The sequence below is a fragment of the Streptomyces sp. NPDC006283 genome (assembly GCF_040613325.1).
Taxonomy (GTDB): domain Bacteria; phylum Actinomycetota; class Actinomycetes; order Streptomycetales; family Streptomycetaceae; genus Streptomyces.
Genome location: NZ_JBEXRZ010000005.1, coordinates 1 through 14,571, shown reverse-complemented (window position 1 = coordinate 14,571; position 14,571 = coordinate 1). Strand labels below are relative to the sequence as shown.

Genomic DNA, 14,571 nt, shown 5'->3' with positions numbered 1-14,571 from the left:
CGCGAGGGCGGCCACGATCGGGCTGTCCGGTTGACTCATACGGCGCGAGGGCGGTCACGATCGGATGACCGGCTCACCCGGACGAGCGGCTACCGGCATCGGTGGCCCGCTGCCGTTACGCTCCGTTGCATGGACACCAGGCGCCTGCTCCGCACCTTCGCCATCCCGCTGGCTGCTGCCGGCCTGCTCCTCTCCGGCTGCAGCGGCGGAAGCCCGTCGCCCGGTGGGTCTGCTTCCGACACCGCGGGGGCTGCCGGCGGACCTGTTCCCACCGCTGCCCTCGAGCCGTACTACGAACAGAAGCTGAACTGGCGGGCATGCGGCGTGCCCGGCTTTGAGTGCGCCACCATGAAGGCGCCGCTGGACTACGCGAAGCCGGACGGCGAATCGATCAAGCTCGCTGTCGCCCGCGTGAAGGCCACCGGCCCGGGCAAGCGTCTCGGCTCCCTGCTCCTGAACCCGGGCGGTCCCGGCGGCTCCGCCATCGGCTACCTCCAGGGGTACGCGGGCATCGGCTATCCCGCCCCGGTCCGCGCCCAGTACGACGTGGTCGCCGTCGACCCCCGCGGCGTCGCCCGCAGCGAACCGGTCGAGTGCCTGACCGGCCCCGAGATGGACGCCTACACCCAGGTCGACCAGACCCCCGACGACGCCGCGGAGGCGGCCGCGCTGGAGAAGGCCTTCAAGGACTTCGCCGCCGGCTGCCAGAAGCGCTCCGGCAAGGTCCTGCCCCATGTCTCGACCACCGAGGCCGCCCGTGACATGGACGTCCTGCGGGCGGTCCTGGGTGACGAGAAGCTGACGTACATCGGGGCCTCGTACGGCACTTTCCTCGGCGCGACCTACGCCGAGCTGTTCCCCGAGCGGGTCGGGCGCCTCGTACTCGACGGAGCGATGGATCCGGCTCTCCCGGCCCGCGAGCTCAACCGTGACCAGACGGCCGGCTTCGAGACCGCGTTCAAGTCCTTCGCCGCGGACTGCATCAAGCGGGCGGACTGCCCCCTCGGCCAGGAGTCGGTCGCCGACGCGGCCGCCCGTCTCAAGGACCTCTTCGCGAAGCTCGACGCGTCGCCCGTGCCGACCGGAGAGGACCGCCGGCTCGGTGAGTCGTTGGCCACGACGGGTGTGATCGCCGCGATGTACGACGACGGCGCGTGGTCCCAGCTGCGCTCGGCCCTGGCCGCCGCGCAGAACGGCGACGGCGCCGCGCTCCTGGCCATGGCCGACAGCTACTACGAGCGCGAGACGGACGGCTCGTACTCCAACCTGATGTTCGCCAACGCGGCCGTGAACTGCCTCGACCTCCCACCTGCCTTCACCTCCCCCACCGACGTGCGCACCGGCGTCGCCGACTTCGAGAAGGCGTCCCCGGTCTTCGGCCGCAGCTTCGCCTGGGCCGCCATGAACTGCTCCCCCTGGCCCACCCCGCCCACCGGCAAGGCACACCGCATCGAGGCGAAGGGCGCGGCCCCGATCGTGGTCGTCGGCACCACCCGTGACCCGGCGACCCCGTACAAGTGGGCGCAGAGCCTGGCGGACCAGCTGTCGTCGGGCAGGCTGCTGACGCACGACGGCGACGGCCACACCGCGTACGGCCGGGGCAGCGACTGCATCGACACGGCGATCAACACCTACCTCCTGGAGGGCAAGGCCCCCGAGGACGGCAAGCGCTGCTGACTGCCGGGCCGGCGTCGCCACTCCTCGAGAGGGGGCGCCGGGAGGGTGCCTCGAGAGGTGGTTCGAGGCACCCTCAAGAACCCTGTAGACTTGGCGCCGCTGCTGATGAGAGCGTGTCTCGCGAGGACGCGTGTATCCGCAGCTTGCCGCCTTAGCTCAGTTGGCCAGAGCAACGCACTCGTAATGCGTAGGTCTCGGGTTCGAATCCCGAAGGCGGCTCCACCAAAAGCCGGGTCGGACTCTGTCCGACCCGGCTTTTCTCATGTGGGCGTCAGCGCAGCGTGACCGTGAAGCTCCGCCCGTACGCCTGGTGGGTCGTGACGTCGATGCGGGTGCCGCCGGGGACGTGGCGGATGTGGACGCCGTCGTCCGTCGAGAGGGGTTTCAGGGTTCGGCCGTGGAGCGTGACCGAGACGGTGGGGCGTTCCATCGTCGGGTCGGACACGGCGATGGACACGGTGCTGCCCCGGGACCTGCGCAGGATCACGGAGGCCGCGCCGTCGATCGAGAGGCGCTCGGCGTGGTGAGTGCCGGGTGCGAACGTGTTGGCTGCGACGATGCCGAGGCGCGAGTGTTTGACGGCCTGGACACGTGGCGTGTTGACCAGGACGGACAGCGGGCCCCGGGCGTAGGACCGGAGGCGGTGCTCCGAGGCGTTCGGGACGAGGGCGTGGGCCATCGAGGTCAGGGGTTCGGCGGGTGCCTGGTCGCGCGAGAGGGTGAAGAGCTGTTTGGTCACCGGGGTGTCCGGGTTGGACAGACGCACGACGCGTCGGCTGCGGGTGACGGTGTCCAGGGCGACGGTGGGCTGCCGGCCGGAGAGGAAGACGTAGCCGACGGCGGTCTTCCGGTCGGCGCTGGCGTAGCGGAGCCAGGCCAGCGGGGCGGTGCCGGTGCCGGACCAGGGGGTGCCGTCGCTGAGTTGGCCGGTGAGGGTGACGGCCTCCGACGCGTCGGCGATACGCGCGTCGATCGTGCTGGTCACCGCCCGGCCCGCCGGGTCGCCGACTCCCGCTGCGAGCACGACGATCTCGTCGTCCAGCAGGAACCACGACTTCGTGCCACGGGCGCCTTGGTAGGCGACGAAGTCGTCCGGGAGGGTGCCGGCCTGCTTCGCGGCGTAGGCGACGTCGTCGCCGAGGACCAGCCCCACCGCACCGTAGGAGCCGAGAACGGCGCCGCCCGAGAGGGAGTTGGTGCCGCGGGGGAAGTAGACGTAGGTGTTCTGCGACTCGGAGGACGAGGTGAAGCCGCGCTCCGGGTTGTCATACCAGAGCGTGCCGTAGAGCTCGGGGACGCTGCGGCGCTCCTCCGTGGGGGCGGTGACGCCGGCGAGGCGGTGGGGCGGCACGACGGTGAAATAGTCGACACCGAACGCCTGGCTCTGGTCCTCGCCGGAGAGATACAGATAGTGGGCGCCGTCGCCCTGGAACCAGGGCATCAGGTTCTCGCCGCTCATGTACTCGTACTTGCTGATGCGCTGCGAGCTGCGGGCCAGGGCGAAGGCGTAACCAGGGCGCCGGTGGACGGTCTTGTCCATGGCGTTGAAGGCGACGGTGCACTCGGCGGCGGCAAGGTCCCTCGGCGGGGCGGTCGAGGCGAGGATCTCGGCGTGGCGGGCGACGCTGACGGGGGAGACGAAGCGCGCCGGGTCGATCGCCGTCCTGGACGTCTGCTGCACGTACTTGACGTAACTTTCGAGCGCTTCGGCGTCCGTACCGGTCCCGTGGCCGGAGAGGTCGACGACGGCTTCGACCACGGCTGCGACATCGGCGTATCCGGTCGTCGTCCGGGACACGCTCCGGCCCTTGACGATCTCCATCATCCAGCCTTCGAAGATCAGCGGCGCGAAACCGCCGACCAGCCAGCCCTGTACGACACCGACGAGGTCCTCCCCGGGGACGTAGGCCGTGCCGTCGAGGATCTTGACGGTCTGGACGACACGGGTGAGCAGGCCCTTGCCGTAGGAGCCGGTGTAGGCCACGGAGGAATGCTGAATGAACGAACCGTCGGCGTAGAAACCGTCGGTGACGCCGTGCCGGAGGTCATACGGGTCGATCGTCGCGAAGACGGTCAGCTGGTCGGCAACGGCCTTGGTGACGCGGGAGTCATCGCCGAGGACGGCGCCTTGGAGGATGCGGTTCGTCGTGATGTCGGCGAGGTTGGCGCCGGTGTGGAAGCGCGAGTCGAGGTCGACGTCGCCGTCCTTGCCGCTGCGGAGGTAGGCGTCCATCGAGGCGACGTAGGTGGCGGGGAGTTCGGGCCGGTACGCGGCGAGGGCGTCCCTGAGCAGGGCGAGGATCCTGCTGACGTGGGTGGAGATGCCGATCTCCCAGTGGAACCAGTTGCCGTAGTACCCCTTCGACTGGTCGCCGTAGTAGTCGTCGTGGAGGCGGACCAGAGCGTCGATGACCCGGCGCTGGACGGTGACGTCGTCGCGGAGGTCCGACGCCGTAGGACCGGGAGTGCGGGTGGCGAGGGCGATCTCGTAGAGGTTCTGGAACGACTTGCTCAGGTTCGGGTCGCTCGTGCCGAGCGGAACGCCCTTGAAGAGCTCGCCCGGTCCGGCGCCGTCCATCGCCGTGAGGTGGGCCCGCGCCGCCGCCGCGATCGACGCGAGTTTCGCGCGGACCTCGGGACGGGCATTGGACTCGGCGGTGCCCGCGAAGATCGCGACGGTGTTGCCGATCAGTACGGCGTGATCGGCGACGGCGCCCGCCGCCGTCGAGTCACCGGCGGCGGCCGGATCTGACCGGGGTGTTGCCCGGGCTCGCAAGGGCTCTGCCACAGCAAGCAGCGTTGCGGCGGGAATCATGGACAGCACGGAACGACGCGAGAGGTCCACCTGAACGCTCCAAGGTTCGGCCGGAAAGCGCTTGCCGCCAGACAAGCAACGGTGTCTCCGCGATGTCAACGGGCGCGTGGCAGGCAGCCGTGTCGTCCGGGTAGCCGTCGGCACGGCCGGCGGCGCACGCTGGAGGCATGGCCGGGAACCCGCCGATCGTCGTCCACCGGATCTCCGCCTCGGGCGGCCGGCGCGTCACCGTGCGGGGGCGGATCATGGGGCTCGCGCACTCCGACCAGGATGTGCTGGAGCTGGTGGCACAGGCGGGAATCAGCGGCAACGAGGACCTCCTGGCGGATCCGACCCTGGTGGAGTGGGCGGGCGGCCGGCCGCACCAGTACCAGCCGCTGGAGCTGCTGCCGTGACAGGTTGCCGGTGACCGGTGGCCGGAGTGGCTGCCCGGCCGGACGGCAGCTGGAAGACGGTTGAAACATTGCGGGGTCGTCGGCGCGTCAATGAGGTGAAGGGGTCGAGGGCACACAACGGGGGAGAGCGAGAACGGGCATGAGAGCGTCCCGGGCGGAGGAGTACAGGGAGTTCGCGGCGAGTCGCGCCACCCACCTCTACCGTTCGGCGTGCCTCCTGACCAGCGGGGACACCCACCTCGCGGAGGATCTCGTGCAGGAGACGCTCGGTCGGATGTATGTGCTGTGGGGCCGCCTCGCCCGGATCGACAATCCGGCGGGCTACGCCCAGACCGTGCTCGTCCGCTCGTTCCTCACCCACAAGCGCCGGCGCTCCGCTTCGGAACGTCCCTTCGGTGAACTTCCCGACTCGGCCTTGCTCTCCGGCGACGACCCCGAGCTGCGCCTCGCGCTCCTGGGAGCGCTCGGCCGGCTCTCGCCGAAGGACCGGGCGGTGGTGGTGCTGCGGTACTGGGAGGACCGCAGCATCGAGGAGACCGCCGACGCCATGAACGTCAGCTCGGCCGCCGTACGCACCAGAGCGGTCCGGGCGCTCGCGAAGCTCCGTGAGCAACTCGGCGGAAGCCTCGTCGAGTTCGCGGCTCGCTGAGCCCCGGGGCGCGCTCGGGCCGCCGGCCCTCGGGGTGGCGTGCCTCTCACCCGCACGTCCGGGCCTCCGGGCCCCTTCGTCCGACAGCTTCTTTCCGTCTGTTTCGATCAGAGAGAGTGGTCTCCCATGCCTTTTGAGGACGAGCTCGGTGATGCGATGCGCAGCACTGGAGACACTTTCCGGCCGTCCGACCGGTCCGGGCTGGTGGACGGCGGCCTGGCGCGCGGCCGCCGCCGACTGGCCCGGCGCCGGGCGGTCGCCGTCACCGGCAGCGTGCTGGCGCTGGCCGCGGTCGCTGTGACCGGCGCGTCCATGACCGGCGTGTCCGGCTCGGACGGGGGCGGTACGGACGACAAGGCCCCGTCGGTCGCGGCCAGGCCCACGGCCCCGGAGTCGTTGGGCCCCGAGGGCGAGGTGACGGCCCGGAAGATGATCGACACGCTGAAGCAGCTGCTCCCCGAGGGCGAGGTCGGCCAGGAGGAGGGCCGCGGTATCCACGACGGCCCAAAGGGCCTGCGGTCTCCCTATGCCTCGGTCGTGTTCGACGACGGCAAGGGCGCGGCGGCCGTCAGCATCGGCCTGAACGCCGTGGACCCCGACGGACGCGCGGCCGACGAGGCCGTCAGCTGTCCGTCCCAGGCGCTTGTGCAGCACGATTCGTGCACGTCCGAGAAGCTCGCCGACGGCTCCACGTACATGCTGTTCCAGGGGTACGAGTACCCCGACCGGCGTGAGGAGACAAAGAGCTGGCGGGCCACTCTGATCACGCCGGCCGGTGTCATGGTCGAAGCGAATGAGTGGAACGCTCCCGCCCAGAAGGGCGCCCAGGTCAGCCGGCCGAACCCGCCTTTGACCGCAGGTCAGTTGAAGACCCTGGTCACGGCCGAGGCGTGGTCGGCGGTCGGGGCGGCGCTGGGCGAGGCACCCAAGGAGAAACCCGTCGCGGACCCGCCGAGCGGCGCCCGGGTGGACGAGATCCTTGCCTCGTTGCTTCCCAAGGGCCTGAAGATCGTCGAGAAGCAGGGCGACGCGGGGTACGGCTTCGTCGTCGCCGACGACGGCAAGGGCGGGAGCATGCTCGGGGTCAACGCCCAGTCCGGCATGCAGGACATCGCCCAGGAGGTCTTCACCGGCGATGTCACGACCCTCCAGGACGGCACTCTGGTCATGGTGAAGAAGGAGAACGACCCCGACCAGAAGGGCGGCGCGGGCGTGGTGGGCTGGACGGTGGACACGCTGCGCCCGGACGGTTTCCGGGTCGTGATGACGGCGCTCAACGCGCCGGGATACGGGCAGGACGCCGGCCGTTCCGAGCCGGTTCTGACGATCGAGCAGATGAAGGCCGTTGTCCTCGACGCGAAGTGGCGCACCGCCGTCCAGTGAGACGCACCGCCGCCCAGTGAGAGGCAGCACTCCTGGACCGCGCCGGCCCTCTCCGAGCACCGTGGGGGCGTCGGCGCGCCCGGAAGAACGCTCCGATCAGCCGCCGCGACGCGTACCCGCCCTACTTCGCGTCCGAGTAGCGCTCCACCACCGCGATCGTGAACGGGAACCGCACCGGTGTGTCCCCGAAGGCGATCCGCCCGGCCAGGTCACCGGCCGAGCGGATCGCCTCCGCCACGTCCGCGGCCTCCTCCGCGGGGCAGTGCACGATCACCTCGTCGTGCTGGAAGAACACCAGCTGCGCGCGGAGCCCCGCGGTCGCTCGGCGTAGCGCCGCGAGCATCAGCAGGGCCCAGTCCGCGGCACTGCCCTGCACCACGAAGTTCCGGGTGAAGCGGCCCCGCGCCCTGGCGTTCGTCGAGGCATGGCCCGGGACGAACTCGTCCTCCGCCGAAGACTGTTCGAGCGGATCCTGCGGGATGCCCGCCTCGTCGTCCTCGCCTGCGCCGACCGCCCGCGGGCTGGTGCGCCCGAGCCAGGTCCGAACGAGCCGGCCTTCCTCACCGGCCTTCGCGGCGTCGTCCACATAGGCCACGGCACGGGGGAACCTGCGTCGGAGAGCGGCCAGGTTCTTCAGGCCGTCGCCCGAGGTCTGGCCGTAGACGGCGCCGAGCAGCGCGATCTTCGCGTGGTCGCGGTCGCCGGAGAAGGCCTTGTCGGACAGGGCGGTGTACAGGTCGCCGTCGTGTCCGGCGACCTCCATCAGCCCTCGGTCCCGCGAGATCGCGGCGAGCACCCGTGGTTCCATCTGGTCGGCGTCGGCAACGACGAGCCGCCACCCCTCGTCCGCGACGACGGCGCGCCGGATCACCTTCGGGATCTGCAGCGCCCCGCCGCCGTTGGTGGTCCAGCGGCCGGAGACGGTGCCACCGGGCAGGTACTCGGGGCGGAACCGGCCGTCCCGTACCCAGTCCTGCAGCCAGCTCCAGCCGTGCGCGGTCCAGATGCGATACAGCTTCTTGTACTCGATCAGCGGCTGCACGGCCGGGTGGTCGATGCCGGCCAGCTCCCAGCGGCGCGTCGAGCGCACCTTGATCCCGGCCTGCGTGAACGCCTTCACCACGTCCGCCGGCAGGTCCGGCCGTACGCGTCGGCCGAAGGCCGCCGACACCTCGTCCGCGAGCTCGGCCAGCCGCCGAGGCTCACCGCCGCCCGCGTACCGCTCTCCGAGCAGCTCGTGCAGTACCTCACGGTGCACGTCGGCCCGCCACGGAAGCCCCGCGCGGTTCATCTCGGCGGCGACCAGCATCCCGGCGGACTCGGCGGCCGTCAGCAGACGCATCCGGCCCGGGTGCTCGGCGGCGGTGTGTCTTCGCTGCTGATCGGCGTAGACCTCCAGCAGCGCCTCCAGCGGCACGTCGACCGGTCGCGGTTCGAAGAGGGAGGACTGCGAGCCCGGTTCGGCGGCGCGGGCCGGGGGGTCGGGCGGTACCGGCGCGTTGTGCAGCCGCGCCCACGCCGCCGCGGCGGAACGAGGCTCGCCGAGCCGTCCCTCGTGCCCGAGCAGCAGAAGCTCGGCGTCCTCGATGTCGTAGCACCGCTCGACCCGGACGCCGGCCGCCAGCAGCCCTGGATAGATCTCGGCGGTGGACCGCCACACCCACCGGCCGACCTCCGGGCGGGACCGCACGGCCCCGACCAGATCCGGCTCGTCCAGCACCGGCCCCGCGGGCAGGCCGTCGGAGCCGAGGGGGACGAGTCGCGCTCCGCCCCCTTCAGCCGCCGCCAGAGCCCACCGTTCGCCCATGGGATCGAGTGTGGCACCCGGGTCCGACAATCGCGGGCGGGAGCCGGGCCACCGGACGTGTGGGGCGGGGCCACGGACATGTGCGGGCGGGGAGACCGGTGCTCACCTGCGGAGCGGGTCCGGTGCCGTTTCCCGCGCGACCGGTGCCGAGGCTGTCCCGTGCGCGGTGGGTGCCGGCGCCGTTCCGTGCGCGGCCGGTGCCGGCTCTGTGCGCGGGCCCGGGCCCGTCACGGGGAGAGGGTTCGGACGACGCGGGCCGGGTTGCCGACGGCCAGCACCCCGGGCGGCAGGTCCCGTGTGACCACCGAGCCCGCCCCGACGACCGTGTTCGTCCCGATGTCGACACCGGGGCAGACGATCACGCCGCCGCCGAGCCACACGTTGTCACCGATCGTGATCGGTGCCGCCCTCTCCCAGCCGGCCCGGCGGCGCTCGGTGTCCATCTCGTGCGTGGGGGTGAGGAGTTGGACCCCCGGCCCGATCTGCACGTCGGCCCCGACCGTGATGGGCGCCGCGTCGAGGAAGACCGCGTTGAAGTTGACGAACGTACGGTCCCCGATGCTGATGTGGTAGCCGTAGTCGCACTGGAACGGCGGCCGGATGCGTACGTCTTTGCCGAGCGAGCCGAGAAGTTCACCGAGGATCGTCGCCCGGTCGACGGGTGTGGCACCGCCGTTCGCGTTGTAGGCGGCGCAGAGCTCGAAGCGGCGGTGGGTGTCGGCGGCCAACTCCTCGTCGTCGGGCAGGTACCACTCGCCGGCAAGCATCCTGTCCTTGTTCTCGCCCATGTATTCGGTCCTTCCTCGCGCTCGCTCTCCGTAGGATCGATCCTTCTCTACGCTCCCGACGGCGGGGGCGAGTTCACAACAGGGCGGGGATCGTTCGGTGCGAGGTGTGATGCTCGGGCGGCGCGTGCGTGGCGCGGCTCTCGGGGCGGTTGCGGCGGCGCTCGCGACGGTTGCCGTGACCGGCTGTTCGTCGGAGGGGGACCGGGGGGTCGACGCCGGCGGTTCGACGAGTGCGAAGCCGGGGACGGCAGCGCGCGCCGATGCGGAGGACAGGGGGCAGGCGGCGAAGGCCGGCACGGTCGGCGGTCCCGGCTCGCCGTGCCCCATGCCGGTCGCCTTCGATCTGGCGGCGGACTGGAAGCCGGACCCGGTCGAGAACGACCAGGACGACGAATTCGCCACGCTCTTCGACCAGGGCCCCGTTTCGCTCGTGTGCGAGATCGACGCGAAGCCGGCCGGGAACATCGGCTTCCTCCGGGTGTGGGTCGGCGCCGACGCGGGCGACGACGCCCGCCGGGCCCTGGAGGCGTTCGTCGTCGACGGGGCGAAGGACCGCGAGGACGAGGCGTACAAGGAGACGAAGGCGGGGAAGTTCACCGCCACCGAGGTGACGTACCTCAACACCAGCGAGTTCCTCGACGAGCCGAAGAAGGAGCGTGCCTTCGCCGTGTCGACGCCGAAGGGCGTGGTGATCGTGGACCTCGGCGGATTCGACTCGGAGGAGCACGAGCAGATGCTCCCGGCGTACGAACTGGCCAGGAAGTCACTGCGCAGCTCCTGAGCGTGGGGCCGGGGGCGTGCACGCCCACACCGGCTCCGCCCACACCGGCTCCGCCCACACCGGCTCCGCCCTCACCGGCTCCGCCCTCACCGGCTCCGCCCCCGCGGGAAACTGGCCGACGCGGCGAGCACCGCGATCGTGGCGCACGCCCCGAGCGCCGTCCCCGTCGTTCCCCAGGGAACCGTGATGGTCACGGGCGCCGACAGTGAGGTGAGCGCCGCCCCCAGCCCTGCGAGGTTCACCGCCGTGACCGCCGCGCCGAGCACCGCCCCGACGGTGACCGCGAGCACCGCCTCGCCCGCGACCACCCGGAGCACTTGGGCGCGGGTGGCTCCGGCGAGGCGCAGTGAGGCGAGCTCGCCCGACCGGGCGGACGTGGCCATCAGCAGGGTTCCCGCGAGGGCGATCGCCGTGTAGACGAGGGCGATCCCGAGGACGACGAGCAGTCCGAGCCGGGTCTGCGGGCTGGTGCGGGGGTGCGTGGCTGCGGCCCAGTCGTCGACGCCACGGACCGTTCCGCCGGTGGTGCGCCGCAGTGCGTCGGACAAGGCGGCGAGGTCGGACCGGGCGGTGAGGGAGGCGGGGGTCGTGGCCCCCGACTCCCGTACGTCGATCCGGTCCACCGCGGCCGTCGGCGCGTTGGCGGCGGTGATGAACGCGCCGTTGCCGCCGGCCCCGATCGCCAGTACGGCGGCGATGCGCAGCCTGGCCGGCCGGCCGTCACCCAGCCACACGTCGATCATGGCGCCGACCTTGTGGTGCTCCCACTCCTCGCTGACGACGATCGACCGGTCGTCGAGGTCCCGCAGGTCGCCCGCACGGACCGGCAGCCGCGCCAATTCCGCGAACGCGGCCGGGTCGCCGACCGCGCGCGCCTCGAACCCGACGAGCGCGGTGCCCTCCTCCCGTACGAAGACGGCGGTGGACGCGGACGGGGAGACGGTCGCGCCACGCAGTTCGGGTACCCGCAACCGTTCGCCGGTGACGACCAGTTGGGCTGTCGTCCGTTCGCGTGCCTCGGCCGCCCGCGACCCGCTCACCGACTGCGCCGCGCCGAGCAGCGACCCGGCGAGCGCGACCGTGACCAGTACAGGGGCGGCGACGGCCGCCGTGCGGCGCACGGACGCGGCCGTGTTCTCCCGTACGAGCATCCCGGCGGCGCACGGCAGCGGCAGCAGTCTCGCCGTGCGACGCACGAGGAGCGGGGCCAGCAGTGCCACGGCGGTGATCAGGATCATCGGCCGGGTCGTGTACGTCTTGCGCTTCAGCAGTTCTGCCGGGTCCGTGGCCAGGCCCCAGACCAGCAGCCCGAGGCCGGCCGCCGCGAGGACGATGCCCGTCAGCAGTCTGCCGCGCGGCAGCACCCCCGTGTCCACGTCCGCCTCGCGCAGTGCCTCCGCCGGGCCGATACGACCCGCCCGGCGCGAGGCCGCCCAGACGCCGGCGAGGGCCACCAGAAGCCCTGTCCAGAAGGCGACATGGAACGGCCAGGAGATACCTTCCCGGATCGCGAACCACTCCGGTGCCACCTCCCCGTCGACCAGCGCTCCGGCGAGCATCGGCGCGCCCCGCCCGCCGAGCGCGCAACCCGCCGCAGAGGCGAGCGCGCCGACGACCAGCGATTCGGCCAGCAGCAGCCGTCGGACCTGGCCGGGCGTGGCACCCGCCGTGCGCAGCAGACCGAACTCGCGTCGGCGCAGTGCCACCGCGAAGGCGAACGTCGAGGCGACGACGAAGACGGAGACGAACGCGGACACGCCCCCGGCGGTGCCGAGCAGCGCGTTCAGCGCGACGAGTGCCTGTGCGTCGCGTTCGGGATCCGGATCGGCGCGGCGCCGGTCGTCCCCGGTGAGCACCTGGGCCCTGTCGCCCACCAGCCGGCGTACCGCGTCGGCGGGGGCGTCCACGCCGACCGCTTCCGGGCCGCCGGCCGACACGACGGTGCCCAGCCGGCGCAGCTCCCGAACGAGATCGGTGTCCACAGGGTGTGGATGGGGCAGTCGCTTCGACACCTCCGTGGTCCCGGGTCCTCGCCGCACCTCCACGGTCAGTCTGTCCTGCCCTATCACGACCACCGGCGACGACGCGAACCGCTCGGGCGGTCGCTGCGGCGCGTCGAACGTCGAGGCGAGGCCGAGACCCATCGCCGTGAGCAGCCCGACGCCGAGCGCGAGCGCGACGAAGCTCGCGGCGAACATGGCCCAGCGTGCCCGCAGTGAGGCGACGACGACGGTCAGCACGGGACGGCCTCCAGAGCTGCGAGGCGCGCCGCGACCTGCTCGGCCGCGGGCGCGGCGAGCTCGCCGCCGACCCGTCCGTCGACCAGGAAGACGACCCGGTCCGCGAAGGACGCGGCCACCGGATCATGAGTGACCATCACGATCGTCTGTCCCTCCCTGTCCACCAGGCCTCGCAGCAGCGCGAGCACCTCGCGGCTGGTGACGGTGTCGAGTGCTCCGGTCGGCTCGTCGGCGAACAGCACTGCCGGCCGGGTGATCAGGGCTCGGGCGAGGGCGACCCGCTGCTGCTGCCCGCCCGACAGTTGCCCGGGCCGGTGCTCCGACCGCCCCTGCAGACCCACCCGGGCGAGCGCTTCACACACATCTGCGCGTGACGGCCGCCGGCCGGCCAGCCGCAGCGGCAGGCCGACGTTCTGCGCGGCGGTCAGCGACGGGACGAGGTTGTACGCCTGGAACACGAAGCCGATGCGGTCCCGCCGCAGGAGTGTCAGCCGCCGTTCGTTCAGAGCGCCGAGCGCGATGCCGTCGATCTCCACGACCCCGGAGGTCGGCCGGTCGAGCCCGGCCGCACATTGGAGCAGAGTGGACTTGCCGGAACCGGAGGGCCCCATGACCGCGGTGAAGGAGCCCGCGGAGAAGTCGAGGTCGACGCCGTCGAGGGCGGCGACGTCACGGTGGACGCGGTGGAGCGCGGTGAGCCGTACGGCTGGTGTGGTCATGGCTCAAGGCTTCCGTTCCCGGCAGCCGTGATCACGACCACTGAAGGGTCTTTCCGGGGTAGGGCAGGCACTACCCCTGACCGGTCGAGGACGGCGTCGGAGCATCCGAACCCCCTGGGACCGCCGCGGGCGGCCATGGGACCATCCGAGGTATGAGCACGGTCGAGAAGGCGCTGGCAGCGGCGCTGTACGCGGAGGGTGACGAGGCGCTCGACACCGGTGCTTCGCTGCTCGCCGCCGACCCGTCCGCCGACGAAGAACTGCGCCTGCGGGGCGAGGAACTGCTGCGCCGCGCCTGGGAGCGCGGCTGGCAGCCGGCCGACGTCGTACGGCTGGTCCGCCGCGATCTCGAAGAGGTGCACGAGCAGTTGGCGGCCGGTCTGATCACGGCGGAGACCGAGCGCTACGGGCAGCGGCTGGCCCCTCGTTTCCGGGCCCAGCTCGCCGAACTGGTCCATGCGCAGCCGCCCCGGGCGGACCGTTTCTCGTACGCCACGGCCCTGCTGGAGCTGTACCGTCTGCTGGCCCGTCTCCCCGCGATCGAGCCGGTCGGCCCGATCCCGGGCGCGGCCCTGGCATCGGTGCCCGCCTCGCCTCACGAGCCGCGCATGCTCACCCGTATCCGGGCGCTGCTGGCGAAGGCGGAGGCCACCGGCTACCCGGAGGAGGCCGAGGCGCTCACCGCCAAGGCGCAGGAGCTGATGGCGCGCCACAGCATCGACGACGCACTGCTGGCGGCCCGTACGCACAGTCCGGACGCCCCCTCGGCGTGCCGGATCGGGGTGGACGCGCCGTACGAGACGGCGAAGGCGGTCCTCCTCGACGCGGTCGCCCGTGCGAACCGCTGCCGGGCCGTGTGGAACGGTTCCTTCGACTTCTCGACCGTCGTCGGCTTCGAGGGCGACCTGGAGTCGGTCGAGCTGCTCTACACCTCGCTGCTCGTCCAAGGGGCGGGTGCGCTGGCCAAGGCGGAGTCCGCGCAGCGCGCGGGCGGCCGCAAGCGGACAAAGACGTTCCGGCAGTCGTTCTGGACGGCGTACGCCAGTCGACTGGGCGAACATCTCGCCGCGGTCGCCGACGAGGTGGTGACGGCGGACCTGCTCCCGGTGCTGGCCTCACGGGACGTGGCGGTGACGTCGCACACCGACCGGATGTTCCCGCGGACGACGACCACGCGCGTGCGGGGCGCGACGGACCCCGACGGCTGGCAGGACGGCCGGGCGGCGGCCGACCGAGCCGAGCGTCGCGGCCCGGGTGGTCCGCCGGGCGGCCTCGCCCGCAGACGGAGATCGTAGGGGCGGATTTCCCGATCGTGGC

General features: G+C 72.0%; 11 protein-coding genes and 1 tRNA gene. 7 read left to right on the top strand and 5 right to left on the bottom strand.

Annotated elements, in window-relative coordinates:
* Nucleotides 1-129: 129 nt before the first annotated feature.
* Nucleotides 130-1,677, top strand: coding sequence for an alpha/beta hydrolase (locus ABZ070_RS02145; RefSeq protein WP_356628935.1), 1,548 nt, complete (start codon nucleotides 130-132; stop codon nucleotides 1,675-1,677).
* A gap of 145 nt (nucleotides 1,678-1,822) precedes the next feature.
* Nucleotides 1,823-1,899: transfer RNA gene (locus ABZ070_RS02140), tRNA-Thr, on the top strand.
* 49 nt (nucleotides 1,900-1,948) lie between these two features.
* On the opposite strand, the gene ABZ070_RS02135 is transcribed toward ABZ070_RS02140, so the two are convergent.
* Entirely contained in the window at nucleotides 1,949-4,522 is a 2,574-nt protein-coding gene (locus tag ABZ070_RS02135) for a polysaccharide lyase family 8 super-sandwich domain-containing protein (protein ID WP_356628933.1), read from the bottom strand.
* 137 nt (nucleotides 4,523-4,659) lie between these two features.
* On the opposite strand from ABZ070_RS02135, the gene ABZ070_RS02130 reads away from it, so the two are divergent.
* The 3 genes from ABZ070_RS02130 to ABZ070_RS02120 all read left to right on the top strand — a co-directional run bounded on the left by ABZ070_RS02130 (nucleotide 4,660) and on the right by ABZ070_RS02120 (nucleotide 6,919).
* Complete coding sequence (locus ABZ070_RS02130; RefSeq protein WP_356628931.1) at nucleotides 4,660-4,887, top strand: hypothetical protein; 228 nt, start codon at nucleotides 4,660-4,662, stop codon at nucleotides 4,885-4,887.
* 139 nt (nucleotides 4,888-5,026) lie between these two features.
* Nucleotides 5,027-5,536, top strand: a complete 510-nt coding sequence (locus ABZ070_RS02125; RefSeq protein WP_356628929.1) for a SigE family RNA polymerase sigma factor — start codon at nucleotides 5,027-5,029, stop codon at nucleotides 5,534-5,536.
* Nucleotides 5,537-5,692: 156 nt separating this feature from the next.
* Complete coding sequence (locus tag ABZ070_RS02120) at nucleotides 5,693-6,919, top strand: hypothetical protein (RefSeq protein WP_356628927.1); 1,227 nt, start codon at nucleotides 5,693-5,695, stop codon at nucleotides 6,917-6,919.
* Between the two features lie 121 nt (nucleotides 6,920-7,040).
* Here ABZ070_RS02120 and ABZ070_RS02115 read toward each other — a convergent pair whose 3' ends face one another.
* On the bottom strand, nucleotides 7,041-8,726 hold the full coding sequence (locus ABZ070_RS02115) for a bifunctional 3'-5' exonuclease/DNA polymerase (RefSeq protein ID WP_356628925.1): 1,686 nt from the start codon (nucleotides 8,724-8,726) through the stop codon (nucleotides 7,041-7,043).
* 227 nt (nucleotides 8,727-8,953) lie between these two features.
* Complete coding sequence (locus ABZ070_RS02110; protein ID WP_356628923.1) at nucleotides 8,954-9,514, bottom strand: sugar O-acetyltransferase; 561 nt, start codon at nucleotides 9,512-9,514, stop codon at nucleotides 8,954-8,956.
* Nucleotides 9,515-9,611: 97 nt separating this feature from the next.
* Here ABZ070_RS02110 and ABZ070_RS02105 point away from each other — a divergent pair, with 97 nt between their 5' ends.
* On the top strand, nucleotides 9,612-10,295 hold the full coding sequence (locus ABZ070_RS02105; protein WP_356628921.1) for a lipoprotein: 684 nt from the start codon (nucleotides 9,612-9,614) through the stop codon (nucleotides 10,293-10,295).
* Between the two features lie 86 nt (nucleotides 10,296-10,381).
* Here the strand turns inward: ABZ070_RS02105 and ABZ070_RS02100 are convergent, their stop codons facing one another.
* On the bottom strand, nucleotides 10,382-12,535 hold the full coding sequence (locus tag ABZ070_RS02100) for an FtsX-like permease family protein (protein WP_356628919.1): 2,154 nt from the start codon (nucleotides 12,533-12,535) through the stop codon (nucleotides 10,382-10,384).
* Entirely contained in the window at nucleotides 12,529-13,254 is a 726-nt protein-coding gene (locus tag ABZ070_RS02095) for an ABC transporter ATP-binding protein (protein WP_356628917.1), read from the bottom strand. Before ABZ070_RS02095 ends, ABZ070_RS02100 begins: the two co-directional genes overlap by 7 nt.
* Before the next feature lie 152 nt (nucleotides 13,255-13,406).
* On the opposite strand from ABZ070_RS02095, the gene ABZ070_RS02090 reads away from it, so the two are divergent.
* On the top strand, nucleotides 13,407-14,549 hold the full coding sequence (locus tag ABZ070_RS02090; protein ID WP_356628915.1) for a DUF2786 domain-containing protein: 1,143 nt from the start codon (nucleotides 13,407-13,409) through the stop codon (nucleotides 14,547-14,549).
* Nucleotides 14,550-14,571 lie beyond the last annotated feature (22 nt).